Genomic DNA, 24,701 nt, shown 5'->3' with positions numbered 1-24,701 from the left:
GGTGGCGCCGTGTTTTCTACCTACCTGTTACCCCGTCACGTCGGGAGAGACCGGCCTTACCGCCGGCGCCGAAGGAGCAACCGCCCCGGAAACTCTCAGGCAAAAGGACCGCGTGACGTCTGACATCTGGAAAGAGGCGCTGGGGTTCTCCCCGACGCGCCCGCCGACGGGATAATACTCTCAGGCACAGCGACAGATGGGGCTTTCTGCAGGTTTCTCAAGGGGAAATAGGTCCCCGCGGGAACCGCGAGGGCCCTGTGATGGTTGCGCGCGAAACCTCCCCGCTGAAACAGACCCCGCTGCACGCGTTGCATCTGGCGCGCGGCGCCAAGATGGTGCCCTTCGCCGGCTACGACATGCCGGTGCAATACACCGCCGGCGTGCTGAAGGAGCATCTGCACACCCGCAGCAATGTGGGCCTGTTCGACGTGTCTCACATGGGCCAGCTGGTGCTCAAGGCCAAATCCGGCAAGGTCGGTGACGCGGCGCTCGCGCTGGAAAGACTGGTGCCGCAGGACATCGTCGGCATCGCGCCGGGACGGCAGCGCTACGCGCAATTCACCAACGACGACGGCGGCCTGCTCGACGACCTGATGGTCGCGAATTTCGGCGATCATTTGTTCCTGGTCGTCAACGCCGCCTGCAAGGCCGAGGACGAGGCGCATCTGCGCGCGCATCTCTCCGAAGCTTGCGAGATCGTGCCGCTGGCCGACCGCGCGCTGATCGCGCTGCAGGGGCCGAAAGCCGAATCGGCGCTGGCGAAACTTTGCCCAGATGTCAGTTCGATGAAATTCATGGACGCCGGACCGCGCCGCGTCGCCGACATCGACTGCTTCGTCTCGCGCTCCGGCTATACCGGCGAGGACGGCTTTGAGATTTCCGTGCCCGCAGACAAGGCGGAAGCCCTGGTCACCGCGCTGCTGGACAATCCCGACGTGCTGCCGATCGGGCTCGGCGCGCGCGACAGCCTGCGCCTCGAGGCCGGGCTTTGCCTCTATGGCCACGATATCGACACCACGACGACGCCAGTCGAAGGCGCGCTGGAATGGTCGGTGCAAAAGGTACGCCGGAGCGGCGGCGCCCGCGCCGGCGGTTTTCCGGGCGCCGACAAGATTCTCGGCCAGTTCGCACAAGGCGCTGCCCGCCGCCGCGTCGGGTTGAAGCCCGACGGCCGCGCGCCGGTGCGCGAAGGCGCCATGCTGTTTGCCGATCCGACCTCGACCGAGCCAATCGGCAAGGTGACCTCGGGCGGCTTCGGCCCGAGCCTCAATGCACCGGTTGCGATGGGCTACCTGCCGACATCGCTTTCCGCACTCGACACCACCGTTTTCGCCGAAGTGCGCGGCCAACGGCTACCGCTGAAGGTCGCCGCCACGCCCTTCGTTCCCAATACCTACAAACGCTAAACGCCAAAGGATCGATCCCCATGACGACGCTGTACACGTCCGACCACGAATGGCTCCGCATCGAGGGCGACGTCGCCACGATCGGGATCACCGATTACGCGCAATCGCAGCTCGGCGACGTCGTGTTCGTCGAACTGCCCAAGGTCGGCCGCAGCCTGAAGAAGGCCGAGGCCGCCGCCGTCGTCGAATCCGTCAAGGCCGCCTCGGACGTCTACGCGCCGATCACCGGCGACGTGGTCGAGGTCAACGAGGCGCTCGCCGCCGAGCCCGCGCTGGTCAATTCGGATGCCGGCGGCAAGGCCTGGTTCTTCAAGCTGAAGATTGCCGACAAGAGCGAACTCGGCGGCCTGATGGATGAGGCCGCCTACGCCGCGCACACCGCCTGAGGATCAAGCCGAGGACCACGTCATGAACGCGCCCTTCAAGCCGATCAACGAAGCTGCCACCGATTTCGCCCGCCGCCACATCGGACCATCACCGCGCGACGTCAACGCGATGCTGGAAACGGTCGGCGCCGCGAGCCTGCAGGCGCTGATGAATGAGACGTTGCCAGCGTCGATCCTTCAGAAGGCGCCGCTCGATCTCGGCCGGGCGCTGAGCGAGACCGAAGCGCTCGCGCATATGAGCGAACTCGCCGCGCAGAACCAGGTGTTCACCTCGCTGATCGGCCAGGGCTATTCCGGCACCATCCTGCCCGCGGTGATCCAGCGCAACATCCTGGAGAACCCGGCCTGGTACACCGCCTATACGCCGTATCAGCCGGAGATCAGCCAGGGCCGGCTCGAAGCCCTGTTCAACTTCCAGACCATGATCTGCGATCTCACCGGTCTCGACGTCGCCAACGCCTCGCTGCTCGACGAGGCGACCGCGGCGGCCGAAGCGATGGCGCTCGCCGAGCGCCACTCGCAGGTGAAAGCGAAGGTGTTCTTCGTCGACAAGGAAGTTCATCCGCAGACGCTGGCGGTGATGCGCACGCGCGCCGCACCGCTGGGCTGGGCACTGGTGGTCGGCGATCCCCTGACCGAGCTCGACAAGGCCGACGTGCTCGGCGCGCTGCTGCAATATCCGGGCACGACGGGCGCGGTGCGCGACCTGCGGCCGGCGATCGCATCGCTGCGCGCCAAGGGTGCGCTTGCGATCGTGGCCGCGGACCTGCTGTCGCTGGCCCTGCTGACCTCGCCCGGCGAGCTCGGCGCCGACATTGCAATCGGCTCGGCGCAGCGGTTCGGCGTGCCGATGGGTTACGGCGGACCGCACGCCGCCTACATGGCGGTGCGCGACACGCTGAAACGCTCGCTGCCCGGCCGCATCGTCGGGCTTTCGGTGGATTCGCGCGGTGCACCGGCCTATCGGCTGGCGCTGCAGACCCGCGAGCAGCATATCCGCCGCGAGAAGGCGACCTCCAACATCTGCACCGCGCAGGTGCTGCTCGCCGTGATCGCCTCGATGTATGCGGTGTATCATGGACCCGAAGGCCTGACCCATATCGCACGCAGCGTGCATCGCCGCGCCACCGTGCTCGCCGCAGGCCTGCGCAAGCTCGGCTTTGCGCCGACCAGCGAAGCGTTCTTCGACACCGTGACGGTCGAGGCCGGAGCGAAGCAGATCGAGATCGTCTCCCGCGCGCAGGCGGAGCGGATCAATCTGCGCATCGGTGCGACCACGCTCGGCATCGCGCTCGACGAGACCACGACGCCGGAGACCGTCGAGGCGGTATGGCGCGTGTTCGGCGGCAAGCTCAGCTTTGCCGAGATCGAGGCGGCCGCGCGCGAGGCGCTGCCGAAGGAGCTGCGGCGCACCAGCGCCTTCCTCACCCACCCGGTGTTCAACACCCACCGCTCGGAGACCGAGCTGCTGCGCTACATGCGCAAGCTCAGCGATCGCGACCTCGCGCTCGACCGCGCGATGATCCCGCTCGGCTCTTGCACGATGAAGCTCAACGCCACCACCGAGATGATACCGCTGACCTGGCCGGCGTTCGGCAATCTGCATCCGTTCGCCCCCTCAGATCAGGCCAAGGGCTATCACGCGCTGTTCAAGCGGCTGGAGCAGTGGCTTTGCGACATCACCGGCTATGACGCGATCTCGCTGCAGCCGAACTCCGGCGCGCAGGGCGAATATGCCGGGCTTCTGGCGATCCGTGGCTATCACCTCGCTCGCGGCGAGCCGCACCGCAAGGTCTGCCTGATCCCCTCCTCCGCGCACGGCACCAATCCGGCCTCGGCCGCGATGGTCGGCATGGACGTCGTGGTTGTCGCCTGCGACACGCGCGGCGACGTCGACGTCAACGATCTCCGCGCCAAGGCCGAGAAGCATTCGGCCAATCTCGCCGCCGTGATGATCACCTATCCGTCGACCCACGGCGTGTTCGAGGAGCATATCAGCGAGATCTGCGACATCGTGCATGCGCATGGCGGACAGGTCTATCTCGACGGCGCCAACATGAACGCGCAGGTCGGGCTGTCGCGGCCCGGCGATTATGGCGCCGATGTCAGCCATCTCAATCTGCACAAGACCTTCTGCATCCCGCATGGCGGCGGCGGCCCCGGCATGGGCCCGATCGGTGTGAAGGCGCATCTTGCGCCTTATCTGCCGGGTCATCCCGCAACTGACGGCGCGACAGCACACGCCATCGGCCCGGTGTCGGCCGCGCCGTTCGGCTCGGCGTCGATCCTGACCATCTCCTACATCTACATCCTGATGATGGGTGGTGAAGGCCTCACGCGCGCCACCGAGATCGCGATCCTCAATGCCAACTACATCGCCGCGCGGCTACAGCCGCACTTCCCGGTGCTGTACCGCAATGCCCGGGATCGCGTCGCGCATGAATGCATCGTCGACCCGCGCGCGCTGAAGACGACCAGCGGCGTCACCGTGGACGACATCGCCAAGCGGCTGATCGACTACGGCTTCCACGCGCCCACCATGAGCTTCCCGGTGGCGGGCACGCTAATGATCGAGCCGACGGAATCCGAATCGAAGTTCGAGATCGACCGCTTCTGCGATGCCATGATTGCGATCCGGGGCGAGATCGCGGAGATCGAGAAGGGCCGCTGGAAGATCGAGGCGTCGCCGTTGCGCCACGCGCCGCACACCGTCCACGACATCGCCGACGACGCCTGGAGCCGGGCCTACACCCGCGCCGAGGGCTGCTTCCCGGCGGGCGTGTCGCGGTCCGACAAATACTGGAGCCCGGTCGGCCGCGTCGACAATGTCTACGGCGACCGCAATCTGGTGTGTTCGTGCCCGCCGATCGAGGATTACGCGCAGGCGGCGGAGTAGTCGGGCGACGTGTCTCGGGAGGCGCTCGCGTCGCCCGGATATCAAAGCGCAGGTTGAGCCCTCCGGCTCAACCTGGCATCTACAACGATAAGAATTCGGCGTTTCGCTCGTCCTCGACCTGCACCGGTCGAAGCGGACGCGAGACCAACGATGGCAAGGGCCGCCTGCGGCAGGAGGAAACATGCGCGAGGAATTCTGGTTTCATTTCCCGTTTCGCGTCCGCTACTCCGAAGTCGACGCCCAGGCCGTGGTGTTCAACGCCCACTACCTGACCTATTTCGACACCGCGATAACGGAATATTTCCGTGCACTCGGCTACGACTATCTCGGCGAGGTGACGCGGACCGGCATCGACTTTCACACCGTGAAATCAGTCGTCGAGTACAAGGCGCCGATCCGGTTCGACGAAGACATCGAGGTTTGCGTCCGCGTGGCACGGATCGGCCGTTCCTCGATCGTGCTTAACCTCGCGATCTTCGCCAAGGGCTCCGAGGACCTGCGCGCGACCGGAGAAATCATCTGGGTCGCGACCGACCAGAAGACCCATCAATCGGTCGCCGTGACCGAGGACCTGCGCGCGCTGATCGCGAGCCGGGAAAAAGCGCTGTCGTAGGCTGATCTGCGCACACCCGCTGTCAGGCCTACGGGGCAACCAGGGCGCGGCCTTCGGAGTCCCAGCGCCACAGCCGGTCATTGGTCAATTCAGTGCCGCCCCACCAGCGATGGATCGGGTTGTCCTGACTGAAGTCGCGCGCGCGATCCGACACTTCCTGGCCGAAATCGGTGAGCGACAGCCGGCTGTACAGCAGCCGTTCTCGCCGGGCCTCCAAATCGTCTGGCCCCTCGATCTCGGCAGGGAAGCCGGTCAGGACCGGCGATGGACAATAAGCGAGCCGGTCCAGGATCAGCTCCGCCTCCTGAAAATCGAACACGCCGCGTTGCCTGTTCAACTCGCTTGAAAGGACCTGTGGCTTCGCCTCGCCGTCGGCGACGAGATCCAGCAACCGCAGTTCGGACGCGCCGAGGCCGGTGTCACGCCCGGGAAGCTCCTCAAGCAGCGCGATGAGAGCCGCCCGGAGCTGCGGTATCGCCGACAGATCCTGCATGAGAAGCTCGAAACAGGGCTCGGCAGTCGGAGCGCAAAAGGCGCTCCAGGCGCGACTGGCCAATTCCGACCGATCATCGGTCGCCGCAAGTGCCGGCAATCGCCATTTCGCCGAGCTTTCGCCTCGGTAGCTGCCGATCTCGACATCGGTCTGGACCAGACGGAGCTTCGCGACGATGTGCCGGTGCGGACGGAGCACGTCGAGCAGCCAGACCAGCACCAGCTGGTCATTCGGCCGAGGATCAGCCCAAAGCTCGACACTGTCGCAACGCTCGCAGAGCTCGACGAGACCGACGTCCTTGCCTACAGAGCCAGTCCATCTTGAACTGACGAAGTCGAGCCAGTGCGTGTCGAAATCGACATGCTTTGCGGAGCGCGCCTCCAGGAGGGTCGCGAGGTCATCTGACGAGGGCATTTTCCCCCAAACGAAGCGCGGCCTCAAGCCGACGACGATGTCCGCCCTTCCCGCCTGTCTCAGGCGGTAGCTCGCAAGGTCGTTTGTCGCTAGGATCAGACTCGTCACGGTGCGCGCGGCTCCCGCTACGTGCGATGGCCAGTCAATGCCGGATTCCAGCGCCAGAGGTTGTCGTTGGTGAGATGCGTGCCGCCCCACCAGCGATTGATCGGATTGTGATCGGTGAAGTCTGCCTCGTGGGCGAGGACTGCCTTGCCAAACTCGGTGATCGACAAGCGGCTTCGCTGGTAGGCCTCAAGACGCACCCGTGCATTCCCGGGTTCGATGACACGCAAGTCATCGTCGAGCCCAGCGATCACCGGCTGCGGTCCATGCGCAAGGCCTTCGAGCAGCCCGCCAATTTCCATGTCGTTGAAGACGCCACGCTGGCGAAAGCCGCGAAGATAGAGCAGCGCGTTCGTGCCCATGAAACCCGCAGCGATCAGCTCAAGCAGCCGTATCTCGGTCGCACCAAGTCCCGATCCGCTCCACGGCAGTTCGCAGAGCAGATCAAGCAGAGCCGGCCTCAGCAACGGAAACGCACTCAGATCGCGGTGCACCGCATCGAAGCACACCTCCGGAGTTGTTGCCCGGTACGCTTGCCAGCACATGCTAGCCGTCTCGATATCCGCGGGTCGGATGTTAGCCAGCGGGACCTCGTTCCAACCGCGCCATGCCGGGTCCATCGTTAGCAGGCTGAAGCCGACGAGACGCAATTTCAGCTTCGCTAACATGTCCGGCCCAGCATGAAAGTGGTCGAGCATCCAGATCAACTGTAGCTGGTCGTTTGGATCAGGGTCAAACCACAATTCGATGATGTCGAACGACTGGCAATAATCGTTGAACGCGAGGTCCTTCAAAGTCGCGCGCTTCGCAGACGGGGAAATCCAATCCGACCAATGTTTCCCCGGCTTCTGGCGCGTTCGCAGGCTGAAATAGGCCGCCAGCTCTTGTGGCGAAGGCAACACGCCCCAGGCGAAGCGAAATGAAAGCGGAAGCACCGCGTCGCCCAGACCTGCGCGTTTCAGGTCGAGCCCGGATGGATTACCCAAGATCAGGCGCTTCACCGCTTCAACTCACTGAACACCGGCTACAAAACCAAACAGGCGCCGAAGACGTCGGCAACTCAACGTCCTCAGCGCCCGCTTGCAGCGAAATGATTTGATCGTTTGAGCATGATCTTTCGGAAAACCGCTTCGCACTTTTCCGGATCATGCTTGCGGCTTACTCCTCGGCGGGCTCTTCGCCTTCGGCATCGCGCTCGGGCGTACCGGCGAGGATCTGCTCGGCGATCAGGCCGGAGTTCTGGCGGATCGCAGTTTCGATCTTGGCGGTGATGTCGGGATTCGCCTTCAGGAACGCCTTGGAGTTCTCGCGTCCCTGGCCGAGCCGCTGGCTGTCATAGGAGAACCAGGCGCCCGACTTCTCGACGATGCCGGCCTTGACGCCGAGGTCGAGGATTTCGCCCATCTTGGAGACGCCCTCACCGTACATGATGTCGAACTCGACCTGCTTGAAGGGCGGCGCCAGCTTGTTCTTCACCACCTTGACGCGGGTGGTGTTGCCGACCACCTCGTCGCGCTCCTTGATCGCGCCGATGCGGCGGATGTCGAGACGGACCGAGGCATAGAACTTCAGCGCGTTGCCGCCGGTGGTGGTCTCCGGCGAGCCGTACATCACGCCGATCTTCATGCGGATCTGGTTGATAAAGATCACCATGGTGTGAGACTTGTTGATCGAGGCGGTGAGCTTGCGCAGCGCCTGGCTCATCAGGCGCGCCTGCAGGCCCGGCAGCGCATCGCCCATCTCGCCCTCGAGCTCGGCCTTCGGCACCAGCGCCGCAACCGAATCGATCACCAGCACGTCGACCGCACCAGAGCGCACCAGCGTGTCGCAAATCTCCAGCGCCTGCTCGCCAGTGTCCGGCTGCGAGATCAGGAGCTCGTCGATGTTGACGCCGAGCTTGCGCGCATAGACCGGATCGAGCGCGTGTTCGGCGTCGATGAAGGCGCAGATGCCGCCCTTCTTCTGGCCTTCCGCCACGGTGTGCAGCGCCAGCGTGGTCTTGCCCGACGATTCCGGCCCGTAGATCTCGACGACACGTCCCTTCGGCAGGCCGCCGACGCCGAGCGCAATGTCGAGCCCCAGCGATCCCGAGGACACCGTCTCGACATCCATCGAACGGTCGTTCTTGCCGAGCTTCATCACCGAGCCCTTGCCGAACTGACGCTCGATCTGGGAGAGCGCGGCTGAGAGGGCCTTGGACTTGTCCATGGAGGATCCTTCGACGATACGCAGTGCAGTAGCGGACATTTGGGATGTGCTCCTTATGGCGGGGATTCGCTAGCGGGAAAAACGGGCGATGGGATCGGGCGGAACGCGTTTGTTGATAGGAACCTCGTACCACGTTTGTTCTATGTTCGCAATATGTTCTTTCCGACGTGTCAGCACTAACCGCGTTTAAGCCCCGGAGTTCTGGTTTGATTTCGGATTCATAGTTGCGCGGATTAAACGAACAGAAACCATGACTTAGCTGATGTTCTCAGTAGGACTACCGAGACGGCATAGTAAATGTTCTAGCCCCATCATTTTCCATGGGACGCTATCTGTTCTTCCCTGCTTTACAGCCGGAACAACATCCACCCGCTTTAAAACGCCATTCGTTCCACGCGTTGCGACAAAAGGCCTGAAACAGATAGCTCGCTATTCCTTCCAGACAGGTACACAGTAGGTCCATCACCGCCCCGCTCGTGGCTGTCATCGGTGATGAGATCGCCCGGTAGCGCTCCCGCCTTCCTCCAACGGAACGGAGCGCGCCATGGTCATGAAGCGACCGCGTCTCACGCACGCAGAATCACTTGAAGAGCGTCTCAACATCGAGGCGCAGCGACTCCGGAAGGAGGCGTGGGGAACTCCCCCGGGCGTCGAGCGCTCCCGCCTTATCCGCAAGGCGCGTCTTGCCGAAACCGCCTCACAGTTAAGCGACTGGCTGCGGTCGCCGGGTTTGCGAGCGCCGATATGAGGAGCCGATACCGTTAGAGGATAGGCTCCGCAGGTAAAGAGGCCATCGCACTCTAAACGTGGAATATCCGGGATTTTGTTCGTACCCTCTCGGGCTGGAAGGCCTATGCCGCCTGTAAGATTTTCAAACGGGCGGCATGGCTTTGTTTAGGCGGTCTCAACTGGCTCCCGAGGGCGCCTCAATCGGCGGTCTTTGTTCAAGTTATCCGGCGCGCCTTTGCGTGACGTCTGCGCCAACGGCGACGGCAACGCGGTGAAGCGCCGAGGCCGCGCGGTCCGGATTGATCGCCGTGATAGCCAATTTGGGACATGTCCTGTGGCACAAATTGTATAGGCTTCCAGCTATCAGGATTTTGCACACCTTCCTGGGGCTAGGGCCAGCGCCGTCCGCAAGCATTTCAAGCGGGCGGCGCCGGGGCGGATCCGAGCGCGCTGACGGAGCCATTATCGAAGCGTCTGGGCCGCGGCGCGGCGCGATCCGTAGTTCTCCGGGGCAGAACAAAGTTCCGCGAGCAGGCGGCACTGCCCTCGTCCCGACTGCAGCGCATAATCAACGAGTTACCGAAGGATTTGGCGAGGCCGGATCACGATTGGCACAATCTGCATACTACCTTGGTACCCCTCCTGACGCCTCCAAAAACTACGTAGCCTTCACGGGAAGACTCGGGTTCCGCCAGTGTTCGTAACATTGGCTAGTCCGGCCCAGCGCACCGATAGCGTGTCGCGAGGCAAAGCGGCGCCGCCGCCGAACGGATCCCCTTCGGGATCCACAACGACGTCCGAACGGGCGCGACAGTTCACTTCATCCTTGGACGGGTGTTAATCATTGCTACAACCTTTGATTTAAATATCGACGACCGCCATCCATTCGCGGAACCGTTCCAGATGATCCACAAGGGCGTCGAATTCAGCGTCACGCAGCTCATGCCCGGCGTCTGGAAATGGCGTTTCCAGATCGGCGATCGGGTCTTCACGGGCAAGACCGAAGCAAAACTCGACCTGTTGGCGATCCGCCGCGTGCAGCTGCGGATCGACCGCGAGCTGAACAATCTCGGGCTCGGACGGAGTCGCGGGCACCGCGATCAGGACTGAGGCGCAGTCCGTCCGGCAAGCCTCAGTCCGCGCTTGCCAGCCGCCGCATCGTGAACTCGATGTCGCCGCCGGGCAGCTCGCGCCAGCTCTCGACCGCGCTCATATAGGCGGCCTTCGGGTAGCGCTTGAGAAAGTCGCGCGCCCGCAGGCGGGCCTGATCGCGCGGCAGGCTGAAGGTCTCGCGCAGATAGCCGTCATCCGGCTTGCGCCGTGCGGCCATCCGGCTGGCGAGATCGCGCGGACGCAACACCATTGCCGCAACTCCAGACCAACTGACGACGCCCCCAATATAGGGGCGGCGCCACAAGAATCCGAGTCTGCGGGAAGCCGGCGAGGCCGGCAGGAACGGGGCTTACTGGCTGCGCTGCGCGGAGCTTCCGGGCTGCGCCGAGCTTCCGGTCTTGGTCTTCGGCTTGGCGGGAGGATGGGCTGCCGCCTTCGGCGGCGCATCGCTGCGCACCGCGCCCCAGGGATCGGAGGATCCCTTGGCGTCCGGAATCTTGCTCAGCGAGTCCTTGTAGGCCCGGTCGTTGACCGCGTCCCGATCCTTCTCGTCCTGGGTCTTGGTCTTGACCTCAGGCATCAGATTGACATTCGGCATTTGCGCATAGGCCGGCGCCGACAGCAGCACCGCAACCGCAACTGCGCTCAAAACTCTCATAAGAACGCTCCTTGCATTTTCGTCAGCGGTATATCACCCCAAGAAAGCCGCCGCCAAGCGCCCGTCCCTGCCCTAGAGGTGGTCTGACTTGCAGGATTTCGGCGACTGCATCCAGTCGTCCCAGATCGGACCGCATCGCGTGCAGCTACCGAGCGCAAGCCCGATCGCGATCACGCCGCTCAGCAATACCAACCTGCGGAACATGGACGCCCCCACCACTGACGAGGGGCGATTGGGGGCCAAAACTGGGGCATTTTCAAGCCGGGCACGGCGCTTGCAACGCCGCGCAAGCGCGTCGGACAGCAGCGCCCGCGCTCCCGTGTGCAACGCCCGCGCGATGGGTTTGACCGGGCAGCCCCCCAAACTACACTGCGCAACAAAGCAGAAAAGGAATCGAAATGACTTTGGCGATGAGCTGGGACGAATGGACGCGTCATGACGGGACGGCGCTCGCCGAGCGGGTCCGGAATGGCGAGCTGACGCCGCGGGAGCTCGCGGCACAGGCTGCCGCCGCCACAGCCAAGGTCGATCCCGCGCTCTCCGGCATGGTCGAGCTGTTCGACGACGTGATCGCCGATCCCGCGCGCGACGGCGCCGATCTCAACGGCCCGTTCGCCGGCCTGCCCTCCCTGATGAAGGATCTCGGCCCCACGCTGAAGGGCCGACTGCAGGAGATGGGCTCGCTGATGATGCGCGGCAACCGCGCCGCAGCCGACACCTTCCTGACCACGAAGCTGCGCAAGGCCGGCCTCAACCTGATCGGCCGCACCACCACGCCGGAGTTCGGGGTCTGCAGCTCGGCCGAGAACCCCGCAGTCTATGTCACGCGCAATCCCTGGAACACCGACTACACCACCTGCGGCTCGTCAGCCGGCAGCGCAGCGATGGTTGCCGCCGGCGCCGTCCCGATCGCGCATGCGACCGACGGCGGCGGCTCGATCCGGATTCCCGCCGGCGTCAACGGCAATATCGGGCTGAAAGTGTCGCGCGGCGTGTTCTCGCTCGCGCCGCATCTGTCCGATCTCACCGGCCTCGTCTCGATCCAGGGCTGCCAGTCGCGCTCGGTGCGCGACACCGCAGCCTTCGTCGATGCCTGCCGTGGCCCGGCGCCTGGCGAGTTCATGCCGTTCTGGACACCGCCGGAGCCTTATACCGCGATGATCGCGCGCGACCCCGGCCGGCTCAGAATCGCGCTGTCGCACACCTGGGGCGACTATCGCGCGACACCGCACATCGCAGCCGAGCTCGAGCGGGTCGGCCGCTTCCTCGAGGGCCTCGGCCATCAGGTCGACTACGCCCTGCCGTCGATCGACTACGCGGAAGCCTTCGCGGCGCAGACCACCTGCTACATCAGCAATTTCGCCGTCGTGATCGGCAACATGCTCGCGGCGCGCGGACTGACGCGGCCGCCGGCGGACCTGATCGAGCCGATCAACATCCGCATCTGGGAGCACGGCCGCGACTTTAGCTTCGCCGACCGCGCCCGCATGCAGGCCGTCTTCAACACCACAGCGCGCGGCTTCGGCGCCTTCTTCGCGGATTGGGACATCATCCTGACGCCGATCACCGCGCTACCGACGCCGAAGATCGGCACCACGGAATATCTCACCATCAGCGACAACCCGTCGGTGCTGGACTGGTTCGGCAATCTCTGGCGCAACTTCGCCTTCACGCCGCTCGCCAATCTCTGCGGCATTCCGGCGATCTCGCTGCCGCTCGCGACCAACGAGCACGGCCTGCCGCTCGGCATCCAGGCGATCGGCAAGCAGGCCGATGACGGCCTGCTGCTGCAGCTCGCCGCCCAGATCGAACGGGCGATCGGCGGCAAATGGAATGACGGCAAGACGCCGCGCGTGCACGTCACGCGCAACTAGGCAATAAACAGCAAACAAAAGACATCAGCGGAGGGAACGGAACGTCATGCAGCAGGCCGGTGAATTCGGGATCGACGACGCCAAACGCGTGCTCGGCGACGTCTTTGCGCCATGGGTGCAGGACCTCAATCTGTCGATCGAGCAGTTCGACATCGCGCCGCCCGCGGGCGGCGATGCCGACTGGCAGCCCGGCGCCATCCTGCGCTTGCCGTTTTCCGAGCGGCTGTGCCGCCAGGGCGGCATCGTCTGCGGCCAGGCGCTGATGGCGTTCGCCGACACCGCGATGGTGCTGGCCAATCTCGCCGCCAACAAGGGCTATCGTCCGATGACGACGGTCGACCAGACCACGCATTTCATGCGCGCGGCGACCGCCTCCGACGTGCTCGCCGACGCGCGCGTGGTCCGGCTCGGCCGCACCATGAGCTTCGGCCGCGTCACGCTATCCTCCGCCACCGACAACAAGCCGGTGGCGATGGTGTCGAGCGCATTCGCGATGCTGCCGGGATAGAGCATGATCCGGAAAAGTGCGTAGCGGTTTTCCGAAAAGTTCATGCTCAAACAAGAGGCTTACTTGCCGAGCACGGCCTCGGCGGCGTTGACGATGCTGATGGTCGGGTTCTTCCCGCAATAGGTGCCGAACTTCTTGGCGTTCTCGACGAACACGTCGGTGTCGATGATCGCCTCGTCGGAATCGCCCTTGTACCAGCCGTCCATCCAGACCAGCACCATCTTGATGGTGTCGTCGCCGCCTTCGACGAACTGCTTGCAGGTCATGGTCGAGAGATCGAGGACGGTGGCATTGGCCGGCGCGGACGACAGCGCGAGTGCGGCGGCAAGCATGATCGAGGCAGTGATCTTCATCGCAATCTCCATGGGCAATGATCTGAAGTGAACAGGCGCTGGAAGCCCAATTCGTCCGCTCGCGACCTCGTAAGCGAAGCGTCGCGGCGAACGCAAGCACGACATCGTGCGCGCATGCCCGCACGTCGTTTCGGTGCACGGATTGAGAATTCGCGTTTCTGATTTGTGACGGCGCCGCGCTAAAGCGCGATGAGAACAGGGCGTGTACTCAAAATCCAGTGTATGCGAGCGGAGATAGCGAAGTCCGTGTCGCTCTCAAAAGCCGACATCGGCGATGCTTTGGGGAATGTCCGCCCAGGGCCAGAAGGCGACATTGCGCGGTAATCGATCCTTAAATGTTGGGCTGGACGGTAAGTCGATGAGAGACCAATCGCTCGCGTTAGTTCTAAAGGGTTGGCTGGTGAGTTGCTTAGCGGCGGCCGCGTCCCTTTTCGTGGTCGGGCTTGCAAACCAAATCTATCATCCTGATGGACTCACCGCCGCCAGTTTGACCGCTGGCTTCGTGCTAAGCCTGTTACACTTAGCGTTCATAGCCCTGATTTCAGCTATTCCGGCCGCCCTTGTCATTTGGATAACGGAAGGTCTTCGGATCCGGTTTGTTGGGGTATTCGTCATGGCCGGCGCGGCGATCGGTTGGCTGGGGCAAGGCTTGATGACGCCATGGCCCGATCGCATACTTTGGCCGTTCGTTTGCGCCGGGCTAATCTCAGGCGCCACCTACTGGTATGTTGCGGTCCGTGGGCGTGCTGAAACCGACGTTCTGTAACTTCGGCTATGGGTCGAACTCGGAAATCGGACCGCGCAGCTGTGAGGTCCGCTTCACTCCCCGACACCGGACTTTCGGTAGCCAGCGCGGCGCTTCCGAGGCCGCGAGCTGACATTTCCGGCGGCAAGCTCCGTTGTTAGATGTGCCGCGGTGCAAAATACGCTAGTTTCTACCGCTCGGAGCTTTCCAAAACCGGGAGTGATGCATGATGCGACAGTGTCTTGTGTTGCTGGTGGCTGCCGGAGTGGCGGCCTGGTCGGCGGCGGCGGAGGCCCAGTCCTATCCGGCGCGCTCCATCACCATGGTGGTACCCTACGCGGCCGGTGGCGTATTCGATACCATCGCACGTATTATTGGAGCGCGGATGAGCGAACTGCTCGGCCAATCGGTAATCGTCGAGAACGTAACTGGCGCAGGGGGCATCATCGGCGTCCAACGCGTGATCAATGGCAAGCCGGACGGCTATACGGTACTGCTCGGGACTGTCGGCACCCACGCCTATAACCAATCGATATACCGGAAACGCCGCTATGATGCGGTGAGCGACTTCACCCCTGTCACTCTCTTTTCTGACCAGCCGATGGTACTCGAAGGCCGCAAGGATCTGCCTGCCAACAACCTCACAGAGTTTATCGCGCTGCTTAAACAGAACGGCACGAAGATGCAGTACGGCTCGGCAGGCGTCGGATCGACCACGCATCTTGCTTGTGCGCTGCTCAACGCGAGGATCGGCGTCGAGGTAACTCACGTTCCCTATCGTGGCGGCGGCCCAGTCGCCAACGACCTAATCGGCGGCCAGATCGATTACATGTGCGGCAACATGGGGACTTCTGTTGTGCGTGCGGCCGCAAAGCAATCGAAGCCTCTCGCGCTGTTGTCTCGCGAGCGCACGCCGCTGATGCCCGAACTTGCGACGGCGCACGAGCAGGGTATCAATGTCGATGTCGTGACTTGGACGGCTTTCTTCCTGCCAAAAGGCGCGCCGAAGGACATTGTGGTCAAGCTCAACGAGGCAACCCATGCGGCAATGGATACGCCTGCGATCAGGGCACGATTTAACGACATCGGCGTAGTCGGCGTTGCCCCCGAGCGGCGTGGGCCGGAATACCTCGCCAACTACGTGGTTGAGGAGATCACACGCTGGGAAGGTCCAATCAAGGATGCCGGTTTGCAGGTAGACTGATCCTGCTCACTGCGGTGCCCGTCACCCACGCGGGATGTCAGCTTTGGGTCAAAAGCTGAAGTCTATCCGCGCCGGTCTCAGGTCTGCTTGGGGCCAAAATCGGACGTGGCAAGGTCTCCGGTGGCCAAGTTCGGGATTTTCGGCTAGTTGTGAGTGCGTGGTGATGCAATGGGACGGAATGTCCGTCCCGAAAGGACGTGGTCATGAGATCGTCGTCAAGCTTTGTCGCGCCCTCAGCCGTCGCTATCCTGTCAATTGTCTTGCTGTGCGACCCGGCAGCGTCGCAAACCGAAACTGGCGCCGCTGCCCCGCTCCCCTCCATCACGGTCGAAGCGCCGAAGCAGGTGGCGAGATCGAGCAAGCCCGAGCGGGTCGCTCACACGGTGGTGTCTCGTCGCAGATCGTCAGCCCGTCAAACGTCGTCGGACGACGCTAACACGCCCACGGGTGGGTCAGGTCCACCATTGGCCAGAATTGCCGCGCTGGAGAAGGTCGCCAGCAATTGCAACGGTGGTTGCGAGTCAAGCCGCCCACACGGCAACCTACCTTGGGTTGGGTGTAGCGAGTCGGCTGGAGGGTCACTTGGACTTGGACCCTTCTCGATAACGTGCAGAGACAACCTCACCTACAAATCTTACGTGGACTGCGTCGAGACCAAAGTGTTCTTGGGCGAGTACCAAAATAAAGCCCGCTGGACTTGCAGCAGCCTGCAAATCGCCGGGAAGTTTAAAGTCGCCGAACTCAAGCGATCAAGACGGGCGCACTAGTTCCGTCGGGCGCAGAGTGCGTGCGGCTGGCGGCCACGTCTCCACCGCCGCGCTCTATCCGGCGTGATGAAGCCGCGCCGGCATGCGAGCGCCGCCGTCCGCTTTGGGTCAGAAGCGGAAGTTCACACAAGGCATTTCCTCAATGCTTGCGTCGACCGAAATTCGGGCGGCGGCGGCAGGGAGATAACTTGATAACTAACCGTGATTATCAGGGATTTCGCCTCGAGAACGAGATGGCATAAGCGCCGCTGCGAATATCGATCATCGGATCGTCGGACTGCTCGATCCCGTCGGTGAGTTGGCTCGGCAGGAACAGGAGCTTCTTCTGCGCCTCATCACTGTTCGTTACGGCCTTGTCGATCGTCAGCACGCCAAGTTCGACCACCTTGCGATCATCAGGCCAGGGCTTTGATGGATCTTTGGTGGAGTCGCCGGCAGCAGCAATTTGCGCCTTTAAACGGAAAGTCACCGGACCCTGCTTCAATCGTACGGGCAGTTCCTCCATCAGGAAGTCAGGCGTCTTTTTCGCAGCCTCCGCCATGTCCAGGTGCACGACCTTTTCCGGGATCATCTGGTAGCGGACGGCTTGTCGCTCACCCCCTTTGTTAACGAACACGAACGCGTTGATGCCGAAATAGGCTTCGTTGGCAAAGCTGTCCGGCGTGGCAACGGTAGCAAGGGCAGCTGGGACAGTGGGGTGACTTGCCACGAACTGCTCCACCTTCGTCGGCTTCGCGGCGTCCGGCGGGCTCTGCGCGATCGCGATGAGCAGGTCGCGAAACTCCTCGCTGGTCGAGACGGGGAAGAATTTCAACGAATTGATCACGATGTCCATGTCACTACCGTCAGGCAGGTGAAATTTCACCGCCATGCCATGCGGATTGGCATCATTGGATCCGTCGGGCAGATTCGGCACTCCCGTAGAGTCCGAGAACCGCACCGTCACCGGAACCTCAGTGCCGCCGAAAAGCACTGCCTTGCTCAAACCGGCGGCTTCCGGAGAGGCCTTGAACTTTCCCTCGGCCACGACACCCTTGGCGTGATTGGCACGGAATCCGGGGTGGACACCAAACACCTTGTTCATCTGATTAACGATCTGCTCCTCGACCGGTGCGTCCTGCGCCCTGGTGACGGCGGGCAAGGCCAGACCGAACGCGAACAGCGCGGCGACGAGTTTGCAATTCATCATCAGCGGCTTCTCCCCTTTTGGTCATCGCAGCATAGCATCATAAATTGACGCATGAGCGATTTCCTGACCGTTGCGACCGGGGCGGTAGGTCTACAAGGTCAAGCGACTTTCTGAGGCACGTCCGCTTCGGGCCAATAGCCGAAGTCGCGGTCGCGGCCCACGCCATCAAGTCCCTGTTACCGCGAGACGGGATGGCGCGTCATGCCGGAAGCCCAGCTTTGCGGAGACCGTCGATAAACATCTGATCGTCGTGCCGTCGGCCGCTACGGGCTACCCATTCAGAAATACGAAAATCGGGTTCGAGTTCGAGCAGACGGGCTGCCGCCTCCCTCGCTTCTGCTTCGCGTCCCAGATGAGCCAGGGCCGTCGTGAGACAGCGATAGGCCGCCGCAAAAGTCCGATTCTGACTGAGAGCCTTCTTGGCCGCGGCAACCGCGTCGTCGAAACGACCGAGACCGACGAATGCGACGCCCATTCCTGTAAGCCTCACGAATAGCAATGGGTCAAACGGACTTAGTCGAACTGCGCGCTCAAAGCTCCGGATCGCCTCTTCTGGCTTCCCGGCTACTCGGTACGCCCAACCTCGCAGGCCCCATGCGAAAGCTGCATTAGGATTAGAGGCGACTGCACGGTCCACCATCTCTATTGCAGTATCGAAATCGCCAGACCAGCCGGCTGCGTAGCCAAGCATGCTCAGTGCCAAGTGGTCGTTTCCGTCAATACTAAGTGCCAACTGGAGAAGCCGTAGTCCTTCTGCAAATTCCGACTTTGGATCAGCCGCCCATCCTTGAGTTACATTTTGCAAGTGGCAGCTCCCCGCAAGGGTAGCAGCGAAGGCATACCGAGGATCGCTCTCCAACGCTCGAGAGACAAGCCGAAGGGCCTCCGCCGATTCGCCCCGGGTAAATGAATGAAGGTGCGGTGTCGCTCGAAGACAAAGGTCATAGGCATTTGCGTTGTTCGTCCGATGCCTAGCCAAATCGATTTCGGTTTGAAACACTTTTGGTTCAATGGCAGAGACAACGCTCTCGGTCATCCGGTCCTGTAGAGTGAAGACATCGCCCAAGTCACCTTCAAATCGATCCGCCCAAAGGTGCACCCCAGTCCCGGCATCTATCAATTGGCCGATGATGCGAACTTTTCCGGCTACCTTGCGCACACTGCCTTCAAGCACGTAGCGGACGCCGAGTTCGCGTCCGATCTGCTTGATATCGACCGCTTTGCCCTTGTAAGTAAAACTGGAATTGCGCGCGATCACGAATAAAGATTTGAACCGCGACAACGCGGTGGTAATTTCGTCCACGATGCCATCAGCGAAGTAATCTTGATTGGGATCACCGCTCATGTTTTGGAACGGCAACACAGCTATGGAGGGTTTGTCGGGCAGCGTGAGGGCTGAGTTCGGCGGTTCTGCGCCGTTGCCGGCGACTGCCGTGTATTCCCGCTCCTGTACTTCCACCACTGTTCCGACGAAACGGAATCCCTTACGCGGTAGCGTCTTGATCAGTCGCTGTTCCTCCCCGGAATCGCCAATTGTGGTTCGGACGACATTCAGCCGGGTCGTCAGTGCTGCATCCGAAACGCTCCGCCCATTCCAAACGGCATTGATGAGGTCGTCTTTACTGACGACGCGCTCCCTGTTGCGGATCAGGTAATCGAGCAGATCGAAGACCTGCGGTGCGATGGGGACGACCTCCGCCCCGCGATACAATTCGCGCCGGTCAGGATCGAATGCGTAGTCCTCGAAGAGATAGCGCAAGATGCGAATCCCCTAGGATGAGAGCCCCCGATAACCGGGTAGCGCTTTGGCCTGGCTGGAAGTTGCAAGAATAAGCTGCAGGGGAGAAAAATGTAAGCTGCCCGTTAAGCGCCCAGCGCGTGTCCTGACACCATTGCGTGGTGAAACAGTTGAGCCAGGACACATGCAAATGAGCACGATCCATGGGACCACTGAGCTGCGACGGGTAACCGCAAGGCGGCAAGTCTTCAGCCCGCTCGAGATATATTGGGCAGCATTTCAAGAGTGGCGCAAACGCGCGAGGCTACAAGCCGATTTGACCGACCTAAGCGACCGCGAGTTAATGGATATCGGTATTTCGCGAGGCGAAATCGATTACGTCGCCTCGCACCGAGATAGTGACCCGTGAGGCATCCGATCCAGCGAATGGCTGCGATACCTGCCAACAGTGGACGGCCAAATTGGACCACCGACTTCCGCTAGGGGTCAAATGCGGCGGTCGAGGATCGTTGATGAGAAGTCCGGACTGCACACAATACCGGACCAGTCAGAGGCGGCGAAGAACCTGAATTCATCGCGCCTTGACGCAGCGAGGCGGCGCTCGCACAATTTCGGAATATTAGAAAATGCCCTTGAGTTGCCCGACGTGTCAAGTTGCTTTTCGAACGCCCGCAGCCGCCGGCTACTTTGCATGGGGTTGTTTTCGATATTTTGGCGGCGCGCACCTGCGGCAGGGAGCACCTAAGCGGATCGCGAGCGACGGCTGTGCCGCCAGCGCCACAACAGCGCAATGAGGGCCATGAGCACCACACCGGCCGCGAGCGCCTTCGCAGCAAACCGTCCGCCGGGACGATCGATCAGGCGCGTGAGAAGCGACACGCCCTCGCCCTGGCGCGGCAGGCGAAATGCCACCACGCTGTCGCCGATCGAGGTGCCGCCTTCGGAATGGCCGCCGGCGCCGATCACGACATACTGCTCGCCCTTCCAGAGATAGGTCATCGGATTGGCGACGCCCGGCACCGGAAGCCGGCCGAGCCACAACTGCCGGCCCGACTTGACATCGAACGCGCGCAGATAGGCGTCCATCGCACCGGTAAACACCAGTCCGCCCGCGGTGATCGCGACGCCACTGAGCAGCGGCGTGCCGGTATTGAGCGCGATGCCGAGCGGTGCGAGATCCTCGCTGGTGCCGACCGGCGCATGCCAGAGGATCTTGCCGGCCTTGAGATCGACCGCCACCGTCTCGCCCCATGGCGGCTTGTTGCACGGCGACCCAACCTCCGTACTCGCCAGCGCCCGCGACATCGCAAATGGCGCGCCCTGCTGCTGGCCGAAATCGTGGCCGGGCGGCGGATTGAAGCCCTTGGCCTGATCGCGCGGAATCAGCGTGATGACATGCGCCGCGTGACTGACATTGGCGAACAGGATCTGGTTGACGGGATCAAAGGCCGCGCTGCCCCAGTTCACACCGCCGCCGGTCATCGGATAGATGATCGTGCCCTGCGTCGACGGCGGCGTGTAAAGCCCCTCATTGCGGGATTGCGCGAGCAGCTTGTCGCACGCCGCGCTCCCGATGCCCGGCAGGAGGCCGCCGACATCATCGGCCGTCATCCGCTGCGTCAGCAGCGGCGGCACATGGGTCGGGAACGGCTGCGTCGGCGACAGTTGCTCGCCCTCGGCGCCGTTCTGCGGCACCGCGCGCTCTTCGACCGGCCACACCGGCTTGCCGGTGTCGCGATCGAGCACGAACACGAAGCCCTGCTTGGTCGGCTGGATCACGACGTCGCGCATGCCGTTGCCGGTGTCGATCCGCGCCAGCGTCGGCTGTGCCGGCAGGTCGTAGTCCCAGACGTCGTGATGGACGGTCTGGAATGCCCATGCGAGCTCACCGCTCTCGATGCGCAGCGCGACGACGGAATTGGCGTGCTCGTCATTGCCGGGACGCTTGCCGCCCCAGAAATCCGGACTGGGCGACGTCGTCGGCAGGAACACCAGGCCACGCTCCTCGTCGACCGACATCGGCGCCCAGACATTGCTGTGGCCGGCCTCGACGCCGGCATGCACCAGCGGGTCGAAGGTCCAGCGCGGTTGGCCGGTCCGCGCATCGAAGGCGCGCACCGCCCCAACCGGCGCGTCGACCCGCCGGTTGTCGCCGATCGCGGACCCGACCACGACCACGCCGCGTCCGGTCACCGGCGCCGACGTGATCTGAAACTCGCCGGGCCATTCCAGCTTCATGCCGGCGTCGATCTTGATCTCGCCGTTGTTGCCGAAATCGGCGCAGGGCTTGCCGGTCCTGGCATCGAGCGCGATCAGGCGCGTGTCGTTGGTGCCGGTGAAGATGCGCGACTTGCAGGTCGCACCTTCAGCCGCGCGATCATCGGTCCAGTGCGCGACGCCGCGGCAGACAAACCGGTTGGCCGGCCGCTGCGCCATGCTGATCTTCGGATCGAACCGCCATTTCTGCGCACCGGTGCCGGGATCGAGCGCGATCACCTCGTTGAACGGCGTGCAGAAGATCAGGCTGTCCTCGATGAACAGCGGCGTCACCTCGAACTTGGTGCGCTTCATCACCTCGGGCGGACGCGCGTCGAGATCGCCGGTGCGGAATTCCCAGCCTCGCACCAGCGTGCCGACATTGTCTGTCGTGATTTCTGTCAGCGGTGAGAAGCGCGTGCCCCCACGGTCGCCGCCCCAATACTCCCAGGCGAGCCCCGGCTGCACGTAAAGCACAAGCGCGGCAAGCAGGCGAAACAGCGACCGCATTGCGTCCTCCCGCGAGATGCGATCATCGGATGCCGCATCTCATGCGGGGAAAGCCTTTACGCGATTGGCACGTCAGTATCCACCCCTGCGATAACCGCCGCCATAGTTGCCGCGATAGCCGCCGCCGATGCCAATCCCGATTCCGATCGGCGGTCCGACCGGCTCGTAGACCACGGCCGGAGGCGGCCGACGCACCACCACGACGTCGTCCTCGACCACGACGCGCGGCGGGCGCTTGCCGGCGCGGCGCGGCGGCGGATCGGGATCGGCACGCTTCTTCACAGGCGCGGCCGCCTTCTGCTCCTGCTGCGGCGGCGCGGTGTTGCAGGGACAGGTCGGCGCCGCCAGCGCGACGTTGGTCGCGGGCACGCTGAGCGCGGCGGCCGGCGTCAGATCGGGACGGTAGCGCAACCGTTCGATCATCTTGCGCGCCGTCGCCGTCAGATCGCTGTCGGGGTACAGCACGAGGAAGCTGCGATAGGCCGCCGCCGTGTTGGCAAGAATGGCGTCGTTCCAGGCCACCATGCGGCGATGCCGGTCGAGCCAGTCGCGCGCCTGCAGGCCGCGCGGCGTGCCGGCGAAGATCGCGGCGAAGGCTTCATAGGCTTCATCGGTGCCGGCGACCACCATCAGTTCGTTGGCAACCTCGATCGGCTTGCCCTGCAATTCGCGCTTCCATTCGTCGACGCTGCGTTTGGTCGCGGCCGGCGCCGGCATGGCCGCGGTCGACGCTGACGTACCTGCCATAAAGCGGAAATCGTCGGTGAGCGACGAGGAATCCCACGGCGTCTGGCGGCCGTCGGTCGCCTTGTTGACCGCGAGACGAACGCGCTTGAAGGTATCCTCGATCGGAATCCCCGGCTCCTTCGCCGAAGCCAGCAACGCGGTCGTATAGGGGCTGTTGGCGCCGCTGCCGTCCTCGGCCTCGGCGCCCGGTGACGTCGAGAATGAGACAAAAGTGCCGGGCGCGCCGATCCTGGCATCGACGATGGCAAGCCCATGCCCGGCGGTCTTGCTGAGCTCCGGGAACGGATTGTTGCGGCAGGCGTCGAGCAGCAAGATGCGCATCCGGCTCGGCACCGAGGTCAGCGTGTTCAGGATGTCGTTGAGGCGAACCGCCTGGATCGGGATGTCGGCCTCGCGCTTCGGGTCGACATCGACCGGCACCAGATAGTTCTCGCCATCGATCTGCAGGCCATGCCCGGCATAGAACACCAGCGCCACGGTGTCGGCGCCCTTCGCCGCCACCTGGCCGGCGAAATCGCTGATCCTTGCGCGCATCTCATCCTGGGACAGATCCGATGCCGTTGTCACCGCAAAGCCGGCATCGGTCAGCATCTGTGACATCGCCCTGGCGTCGTTGGCCGGATTGGGCAGCGCGGGCACCGACTTGTAGGCGGACTGCCCGATCACCAGCGCCAGACGGCTTTCCGCCAGTGCCGGCACGGCGCCGAACAGGATCGCAGCCGGAACGATCAAGCTGAGGAGGGAACGGCGAAGCATGGCGGCCTCCGACAATGACATCGGAGATGGGTCGATAGCCGTCAGGTGTAGGTTCATGCCGTGCGGCAATCTGCTGCCGCCGGCGCCGGTTGTTGGGCCTGAATTGTCGCAGGGATCAGATGGGCCCGGCTATTTCGGCTTCTTCGCTGGATCCGCGGCCGGCTTGGTGACGCCCCAGGGATCGTATTTCTCCTTGGGCTCGGGGATACGATCGAGTGCGGCCTTGTAGGCCTTCTCGTCGATCTGAGGCTTCTTCTCCGTCTTCCTGTCGTCGCCCCCGCCGCCGCGCCGGCCCTGAGCCAGGGTCGGTGTCGCGATCAGCGCCAGAATGACGGCAGCAACCGTGAAGCTTTTCATGTCAGTCTCTCTCCCCGCAGCCGTAGAAACATCCGGCAACACCTCTACCGCGAACATAGCTTGTCGCTCGACATTTGTTGATCGACAAAGCGCCGCGCGATGCGGATTCAGCCCCACCAGGGGGGCGCAATGTGGGCGGCGGCGCATTAAATTAGTTGGATGGGACAGGGACAGGTACAAGTGGCGGCGCTGCTGGCCGGCGCCGCCTTGATGTTGAGCGGCTGCGGGCTGGCGGACAGCCACGCGGTATGGCCTGACATGCTGAAGGTCAAGGCCACCGAGCCGGCGCCGCTCGAGACGCCTCCGGATGTCAAGCGGCTGGTGGCCGGCAAGCTGGATTCGGTGTTCACCGCCGGCTCGCAGCCGGCCCATGTGCGGGTCTCCGCCCCGCTGCACGACCCGCGCGGCACCGGCTGGATCGCCTGCGTGCGCGCCGAACTGACGTCGGTGATCGGCAAGCCGCTCGGGACGCAGACCTATCGCGTCTTCATCAATGACGGCGCGATCTTCGATCGCCGGCAGGTGGAGGCTGACGACAATTGCGTGACCGAGACCTACGAGCCGGTCGACAGCGCCGTTCAGCTCGAAGCGCAGCGAAGTCCCAAGCCGTAGCAGCCGGCAACACCGGCCGCAGCACCGTCACCGTATTGTTATGCGCCCTCGCGATCTCCGCAGC

General features: G+C 63.3%; 23 protein-coding genes and 1 riboswitch. Of the genes, 11 read left to right on the top strand and 12 right to left on the bottom strand.

Features of this window, described 5'->3' with window-relative positions; all coding sequences use genetic code 11:
* Window positions 1-31 precede the first annotated feature (31 nt).
* A riboswitch (glycine riboswitch) is annotated at window positions 32-120 on the top strand.
* Between the two features lie 140 nt (window positions 121-260).
* From gcvT to BraRD5C2_RS18865, 4 genes are all read left to right on the top strand, one after another.
* A complete protein-coding gene (gene gcvT, locus BraRD5C2_RS18880) occupies window positions 261-1,406 on the top strand; it encodes a glycine cleavage system aminomethyltransferase GcvT (protein ID WP_223970336.1) in 1,146 nt (381 codons plus the stop codon).
* 20 nt (window positions 1,407-1,426) lie between these two features.
* Window positions 1,427-1,792 (top strand): glycine cleavage system protein GcvH, encoded by a 366-nt coding sequence (gene gcvH, locus BraRD5C2_RS18875; protein WP_223970335.1) that lies wholly within the window; start codon window positions 1,427-1,429, stop codon window positions 1,790-1,792.
* Between the two features lie 22 nt (window positions 1,793-1,814).
* Complete coding sequence (gcvP, locus tag BraRD5C2_RS18870) at window positions 1,815-4,688, top strand: aminomethyl-transferring glycine dehydrogenase (protein ID WP_223970334.1); 2,874 nt, start codon at window positions 1,815-1,817, stop codon at window positions 4,686-4,688.
* Window positions 4,689-4,869: 181 nt separating this feature from the next.
* Window positions 4,870-5,301, top strand: a complete 432-nt coding sequence (locus BraRD5C2_RS18865; RefSeq protein WP_223970332.1) for an acyl-CoA thioesterase — start codon at window positions 4,870-4,872, stop codon at window positions 5,299-5,301.
* A gap of 28 nt (window positions 5,302-5,329) precedes the next feature.
* On the opposite strand, the gene BraRD5C2_RS18860 is transcribed toward BraRD5C2_RS18865, so the two are convergent.
* The 3 genes from BraRD5C2_RS18860 to recA form a co-directional block, all read right to left on the bottom strand.
* Window positions 5,330-6,316 carry a hypothetical protein gene (locus BraRD5C2_RS18860; RefSeq protein ID WP_223970330.1) on the bottom strand — a complete coding sequence of 329 codons (987 nt, stop codon included), beginning with the start codon at window positions 6,314-6,316 and terminating at the stop codon, window positions 5,330-5,332.
* A 17-nt stretch (window positions 6,317-6,333) separates the two neighbouring features.
* Window positions 6,334-7,314: a hypothetical protein gene (locus BraRD5C2_RS18855; RefSeq protein WP_223970328.1), complete on the bottom strand. Its 981-nt coding sequence runs from the start codon at window positions 7,312-7,314 to the stop codon at window positions 6,334-6,336.
* 157 nt (window positions 7,315-7,471) lie between these two features.
* On the bottom strand, window positions 7,472-8,560 hold the full coding sequence (recA, locus tag BraRD5C2_RS18850) for a recombinase RecA (protein WP_223970326.1): 1,089 nt from the start codon (window positions 8,558-8,560) through the stop codon (window positions 7,472-7,474).
* A 1,593-nt stretch (window positions 8,561-10,153) separates the two neighbouring features.
* On the opposite strand from recA, the gene BraRD5C2_RS18840 reads away from it, so the two are divergent.
* Window positions 10,154-10,360, top strand: a complete 207-nt coding sequence (locus tag BraRD5C2_RS18840) for a hypothetical protein (RefSeq protein WP_097676058.1) — start codon at window positions 10,154-10,156, stop codon at window positions 10,358-10,360.
* Between the two features lie 22 nt (window positions 10,361-10,382).
* Here BraRD5C2_RS18840 and BraRD5C2_RS18835 read toward each other — a convergent pair whose 3' ends face one another.
* The 3 genes from BraRD5C2_RS18835 to BraRD5C2_RS18825 form a co-directional block, all read right to left on the bottom strand.
* Window positions 10,383-10,613, bottom strand: a complete 231-nt coding sequence (locus BraRD5C2_RS18835; RefSeq protein ID WP_223970324.1) for a hypothetical protein — start codon at window positions 10,611-10,613, stop codon at window positions 10,383-10,385.
* Between the two features lie 99 nt (window positions 10,614-10,712).
* Window positions 10,713-11,021, bottom strand: coding sequence for a hypothetical protein (locus tag BraRD5C2_RS18830; protein ID WP_223970322.1), 309 nt, complete (start codon window positions 11,019-11,021; stop codon window positions 10,713-10,715).
* Between the two features lie 72 nt (window positions 11,022-11,093).
* Window positions 11,094-11,225, bottom strand: a complete 132-nt coding sequence (locus BraRD5C2_RS18825) for a peptidylprolyl isomerase (RefSeq protein WP_223970320.1) — start codon at window positions 11,223-11,225, stop codon at window positions 11,094-11,096.
* A gap of 194 nt (window positions 11,226-11,419) precedes the next feature.
* On the opposite strand from BraRD5C2_RS18825, the gene BraRD5C2_RS18820 reads away from it, so the two are divergent.
* Window positions 11,420-12,895, top strand: a complete 1,476-nt coding sequence (locus tag BraRD5C2_RS18820; RefSeq protein ID WP_223970319.1) for an amidase — start codon at window positions 11,420-11,422, stop codon at window positions 12,893-12,895.
* Between the two features lie 46 nt (window positions 12,896-12,941).
* The gene (locus BraRD5C2_RS18815; protein WP_223970318.1) at window positions 12,942-13,403 is read left to right on the top strand and encodes a PaaI family thioesterase; all 462 of its coding nucleotides are present in this window, start codon (window positions 12,942-12,944) and stop codon (window positions 13,401-13,403) included.
* 59 nt (window positions 13,404-13,462) lie between these two features.
* On the opposite strand, the gene BraRD5C2_RS18810 is transcribed toward BraRD5C2_RS18815, so the two are convergent.
* The gene (locus BraRD5C2_RS18810) at window positions 13,463-13,756 is read right to left on the bottom strand and encodes an HdeA/HdeB family chaperone (RefSeq protein ID WP_223970317.1); all 294 of its coding nucleotides are present in this window, start codon (window positions 13,754-13,756) and stop codon (window positions 13,463-13,465) included.
* A 286-nt stretch (window positions 13,757-14,042) separates the two neighbouring features.
* On the opposite strand from BraRD5C2_RS18810, the gene BraRD5C2_RS18805 reads away from it, so the two are divergent.
* The gene (locus BraRD5C2_RS18805) at window positions 14,043-14,522 is read left to right on the top strand and encodes a hypothetical protein (RefSeq protein ID WP_223970316.1); all 480 of its coding nucleotides are present in this window, start codon (window positions 14,043-14,045) and stop codon (window positions 14,520-14,522) included.
* Between the two features lie 205 nt (window positions 14,523-14,727).
* Entirely contained in the window at window positions 14,728-15,705 is a 978-nt protein-coding gene (locus BraRD5C2_RS18800) for a Bug family tripartite tricarboxylate transporter substrate binding protein (protein ID WP_223970315.1), read from the top strand.
* 975 nt (window positions 15,706-16,680) lie between these two features.
* Here the strand turns inward: BraRD5C2_RS18800 and BraRD5C2_RS18795 are convergent.
* Window positions 16,681-17,661 carry a catalase family peroxidase gene (locus BraRD5C2_RS18795; protein WP_223970314.1) on the bottom strand — a complete coding sequence of 327 codons (981 nt, stop codon included), beginning with the start codon at window positions 17,659-17,661 and terminating at the stop codon, window positions 16,681-16,683.
* Window positions 17,662-17,860: 199 nt separating this feature from the next.
* Window positions 17,861-19,420 carry a winged helix-turn-helix domain-containing tetratricopeptide repeat protein gene (locus tag BraRD5C2_RS18790; RefSeq protein WP_223970313.1) on the bottom strand — a complete coding sequence of 520 codons (1,560 nt, stop codon included), beginning with the start codon at window positions 19,418-19,420 and terminating at the stop codon, window positions 17,861-17,863.
* Window positions 19,421-19,583: 163 nt separating this feature from the next.
* Here BraRD5C2_RS18790 and BraRD5C2_RS39410 point away from each other — a divergent pair, with 163 nt between their 5' ends.
* Window positions 19,584-19,808, top strand: a complete 225-nt coding sequence (locus tag BraRD5C2_RS39410; protein ID WP_308444434.1) for a DUF1127 domain-containing protein — start codon at window positions 19,584-19,586, stop codon at window positions 19,806-19,808.
* A 332-nt stretch (window positions 19,809-20,140) separates the two neighbouring features.
* Here BraRD5C2_RS39410 and BraRD5C2_RS18780 read toward each other — a convergent pair whose 3' ends face one another.
* From BraRD5C2_RS18780 to BraRD5C2_RS18770, 3 genes are all read right to left on the bottom strand, one after another.
* Window positions 20,141-22,165: a pyrroloquinoline quinone-dependent dehydrogenase gene (locus BraRD5C2_RS18780; RefSeq protein ID WP_223970309.1), complete on the bottom strand. Its 2,025-nt coding sequence runs from the start codon at window positions 22,163-22,165 to the stop codon at window positions 20,141-20,143.
* A gap of 72 nt (window positions 22,166-22,237) precedes the next feature.
* On the bottom strand, window positions 22,238-23,668 hold the full coding sequence (locus BraRD5C2_RS18775; RefSeq protein WP_223970307.1) for a caspase family protein: 1,431 nt from the start codon (window positions 23,666-23,668) through the stop codon (window positions 22,238-22,240).
* A 129-nt stretch (window positions 23,669-23,797) separates the two neighbouring features.
* Window positions 23,798-24,025, bottom strand: a complete 228-nt coding sequence (locus BraRD5C2_RS18770) for a hypothetical protein (RefSeq protein WP_097676049.1) — start codon at window positions 24,023-24,025, stop codon at window positions 23,798-23,800.
* A 180-nt stretch (window positions 24,026-24,205) separates the two neighbouring features.
* On the opposite strand from BraRD5C2_RS18770, the gene BraRD5C2_RS18765 reads away from it, so the two are divergent.
* A complete protein-coding gene (locus tag BraRD5C2_RS18765) occupies window positions 24,206-24,637 on the top strand; it encodes a hypothetical protein (RefSeq protein ID WP_223970305.1) in 432 nt (143 codons plus the stop codon).
* Window positions 24,638-24,701 lie beyond the last annotated feature (64 nt).

This window comes from Bradyrhizobium sp. RD5-C2, assembly GCF_019972155.1.
GTDB lineage: Bacteria > Pseudomonadota > Alphaproteobacteria > Rhizobiales > Xanthobacteraceae > Bradyrhizobium.
Note: the sequence above shows the minus strand (reverse complement) of the source record. Positions and strands in the feature narration are given on the sequence as shown.

What these genes read in the sequence shown, in the direction of transcription:
- recA (WP_223970326.1), bottom strand. Translation starts at nt 8,560, where the DNA reads ATGTCCGCTACTGCACTGCGTATCGTCGAAGGATCCTCCATGGACAAG.
- gcvP (WP_223970334.1), top strand. Translation starts at nt 1,815, where the DNA reads ATGAACGCGCCCTTCAAGCCGATCAACGAAGCTGCCACCGATTTCGCC.
- BraRD5C2_RS18830 (WP_223970322.1), bottom strand. Translation starts at nt 11,021, where the DNA reads ATGAGAGTTTTGAGCGCAGTTGCGGTTGCGGTGCTGCTGTCGGCGCCG.
- BraRD5C2_RS18800 (WP_223970315.1), top strand. Translation starts at nt 14,728, where the DNA reads ATGATGCGACAGTGTCTTGTGTTGCTGGTGGCTGCCGGAGTGGCGGCC.
- BraRD5C2_RS18820 (WP_223970319.1), top strand. Translation starts at nt 11,420, where the DNA reads ATGACTTTGGCGATGAGCTGGGACGAATGGACGCGTCATGACGGGACG.
- BraRD5C2_RS18775 (WP_223970307.1), bottom strand. Translation starts at nt 23,668, where the DNA reads ATGCTTCGCCGTTCCCTCCTCAGCTTGATCGTTCCGGCTGCGATCCTG.
- BraRD5C2_RS18795 (WP_223970314.1), bottom strand. Translation starts at nt 17,661, where the DNA reads ATGATGAATTGCAAACTCGTCGCCGCGCTGTTCGCGTTCGGTCTGGCC.
- gcvT (WP_223970336.1), top strand. Translation starts at nt 261, where the DNA reads ATGGTTGCGCGCGAAACCTCCCCGCTGAAACAGACCCCGCTGCACGCG.
- BraRD5C2_RS18840 (WP_097676058.1), top strand. Translation starts at nt 10,154, where the DNA reads ATGATCCACAAGGGCGTCGAATTCAGCGTCACGCAGCTCATGCCCGGC.
- BraRD5C2_RS39410 (WP_308444434.1), top strand. Translation starts at nt 19,584, where the DNA reads ATGCAAATGAGCACGATCCATGGGACCACTGAGCTGCGACGGGTAACC.
- BraRD5C2_RS18805 (WP_223970316.1), top strand. Translation starts at nt 14,043, where the DNA reads ATGTCCGCCCAGGGCCAGAAGGCGACATTGCGCGGTAATCGATCCTTA.
- BraRD5C2_RS18865 (WP_223970332.1), top strand. Translation starts at nt 4,870, where the DNA reads ATGCGCGAGGAATTCTGGTTTCATTTCCCGTTTCGCGTCCGCTACTCC.
- BraRD5C2_RS18825 (WP_223970320.1), bottom strand. Translation starts at nt 11,225, where the DNA reads ATGTTCCGCAGGTTGGTATTGCTGAGCGGCGTGATCGCGATCGGGCTT.
- BraRD5C2_RS18815 (WP_223970318.1), top strand. Translation starts at nt 12,942, where the DNA reads ATGCAGCAGGCCGGTGAATTCGGGATCGACGACGCCAAACGCGTGCTC.
- BraRD5C2_RS18770 (WP_097676049.1), bottom strand. Translation starts at nt 24,025, where the DNA reads ATGAAAAGCTTCACGGTTGCTGCCGTCATTCTGGCGCTGATCGCGACA.
- gcvH (WP_223970335.1), top strand. Translation starts at nt 1,427, where the DNA reads ATGACGACGCTGTACACGTCCGACCACGAATGGCTCCGCATCGAGGGC.
- BraRD5C2_RS18810 (WP_223970317.1), bottom strand. Translation starts at nt 13,756, where the DNA reads ATGAAGATCACTGCCTCGATCATGCTTGCCGCCGCACTCGCGCTGTCG.
- BraRD5C2_RS18780 (WP_223970309.1), bottom strand. Translation starts at nt 22,165, where the DNA reads ATGCGGTCGCTGTTTCGCCTGCTTGCCGCGCTTGTGCTTTACGTGCAG.
- BraRD5C2_RS18835 (WP_223970324.1), bottom strand. Translation starts at nt 10,613, where the DNA reads ATGGTGTTGCGTCCGCGCGATCTCGCCAGCCGGATGGCCGCACGGCGC.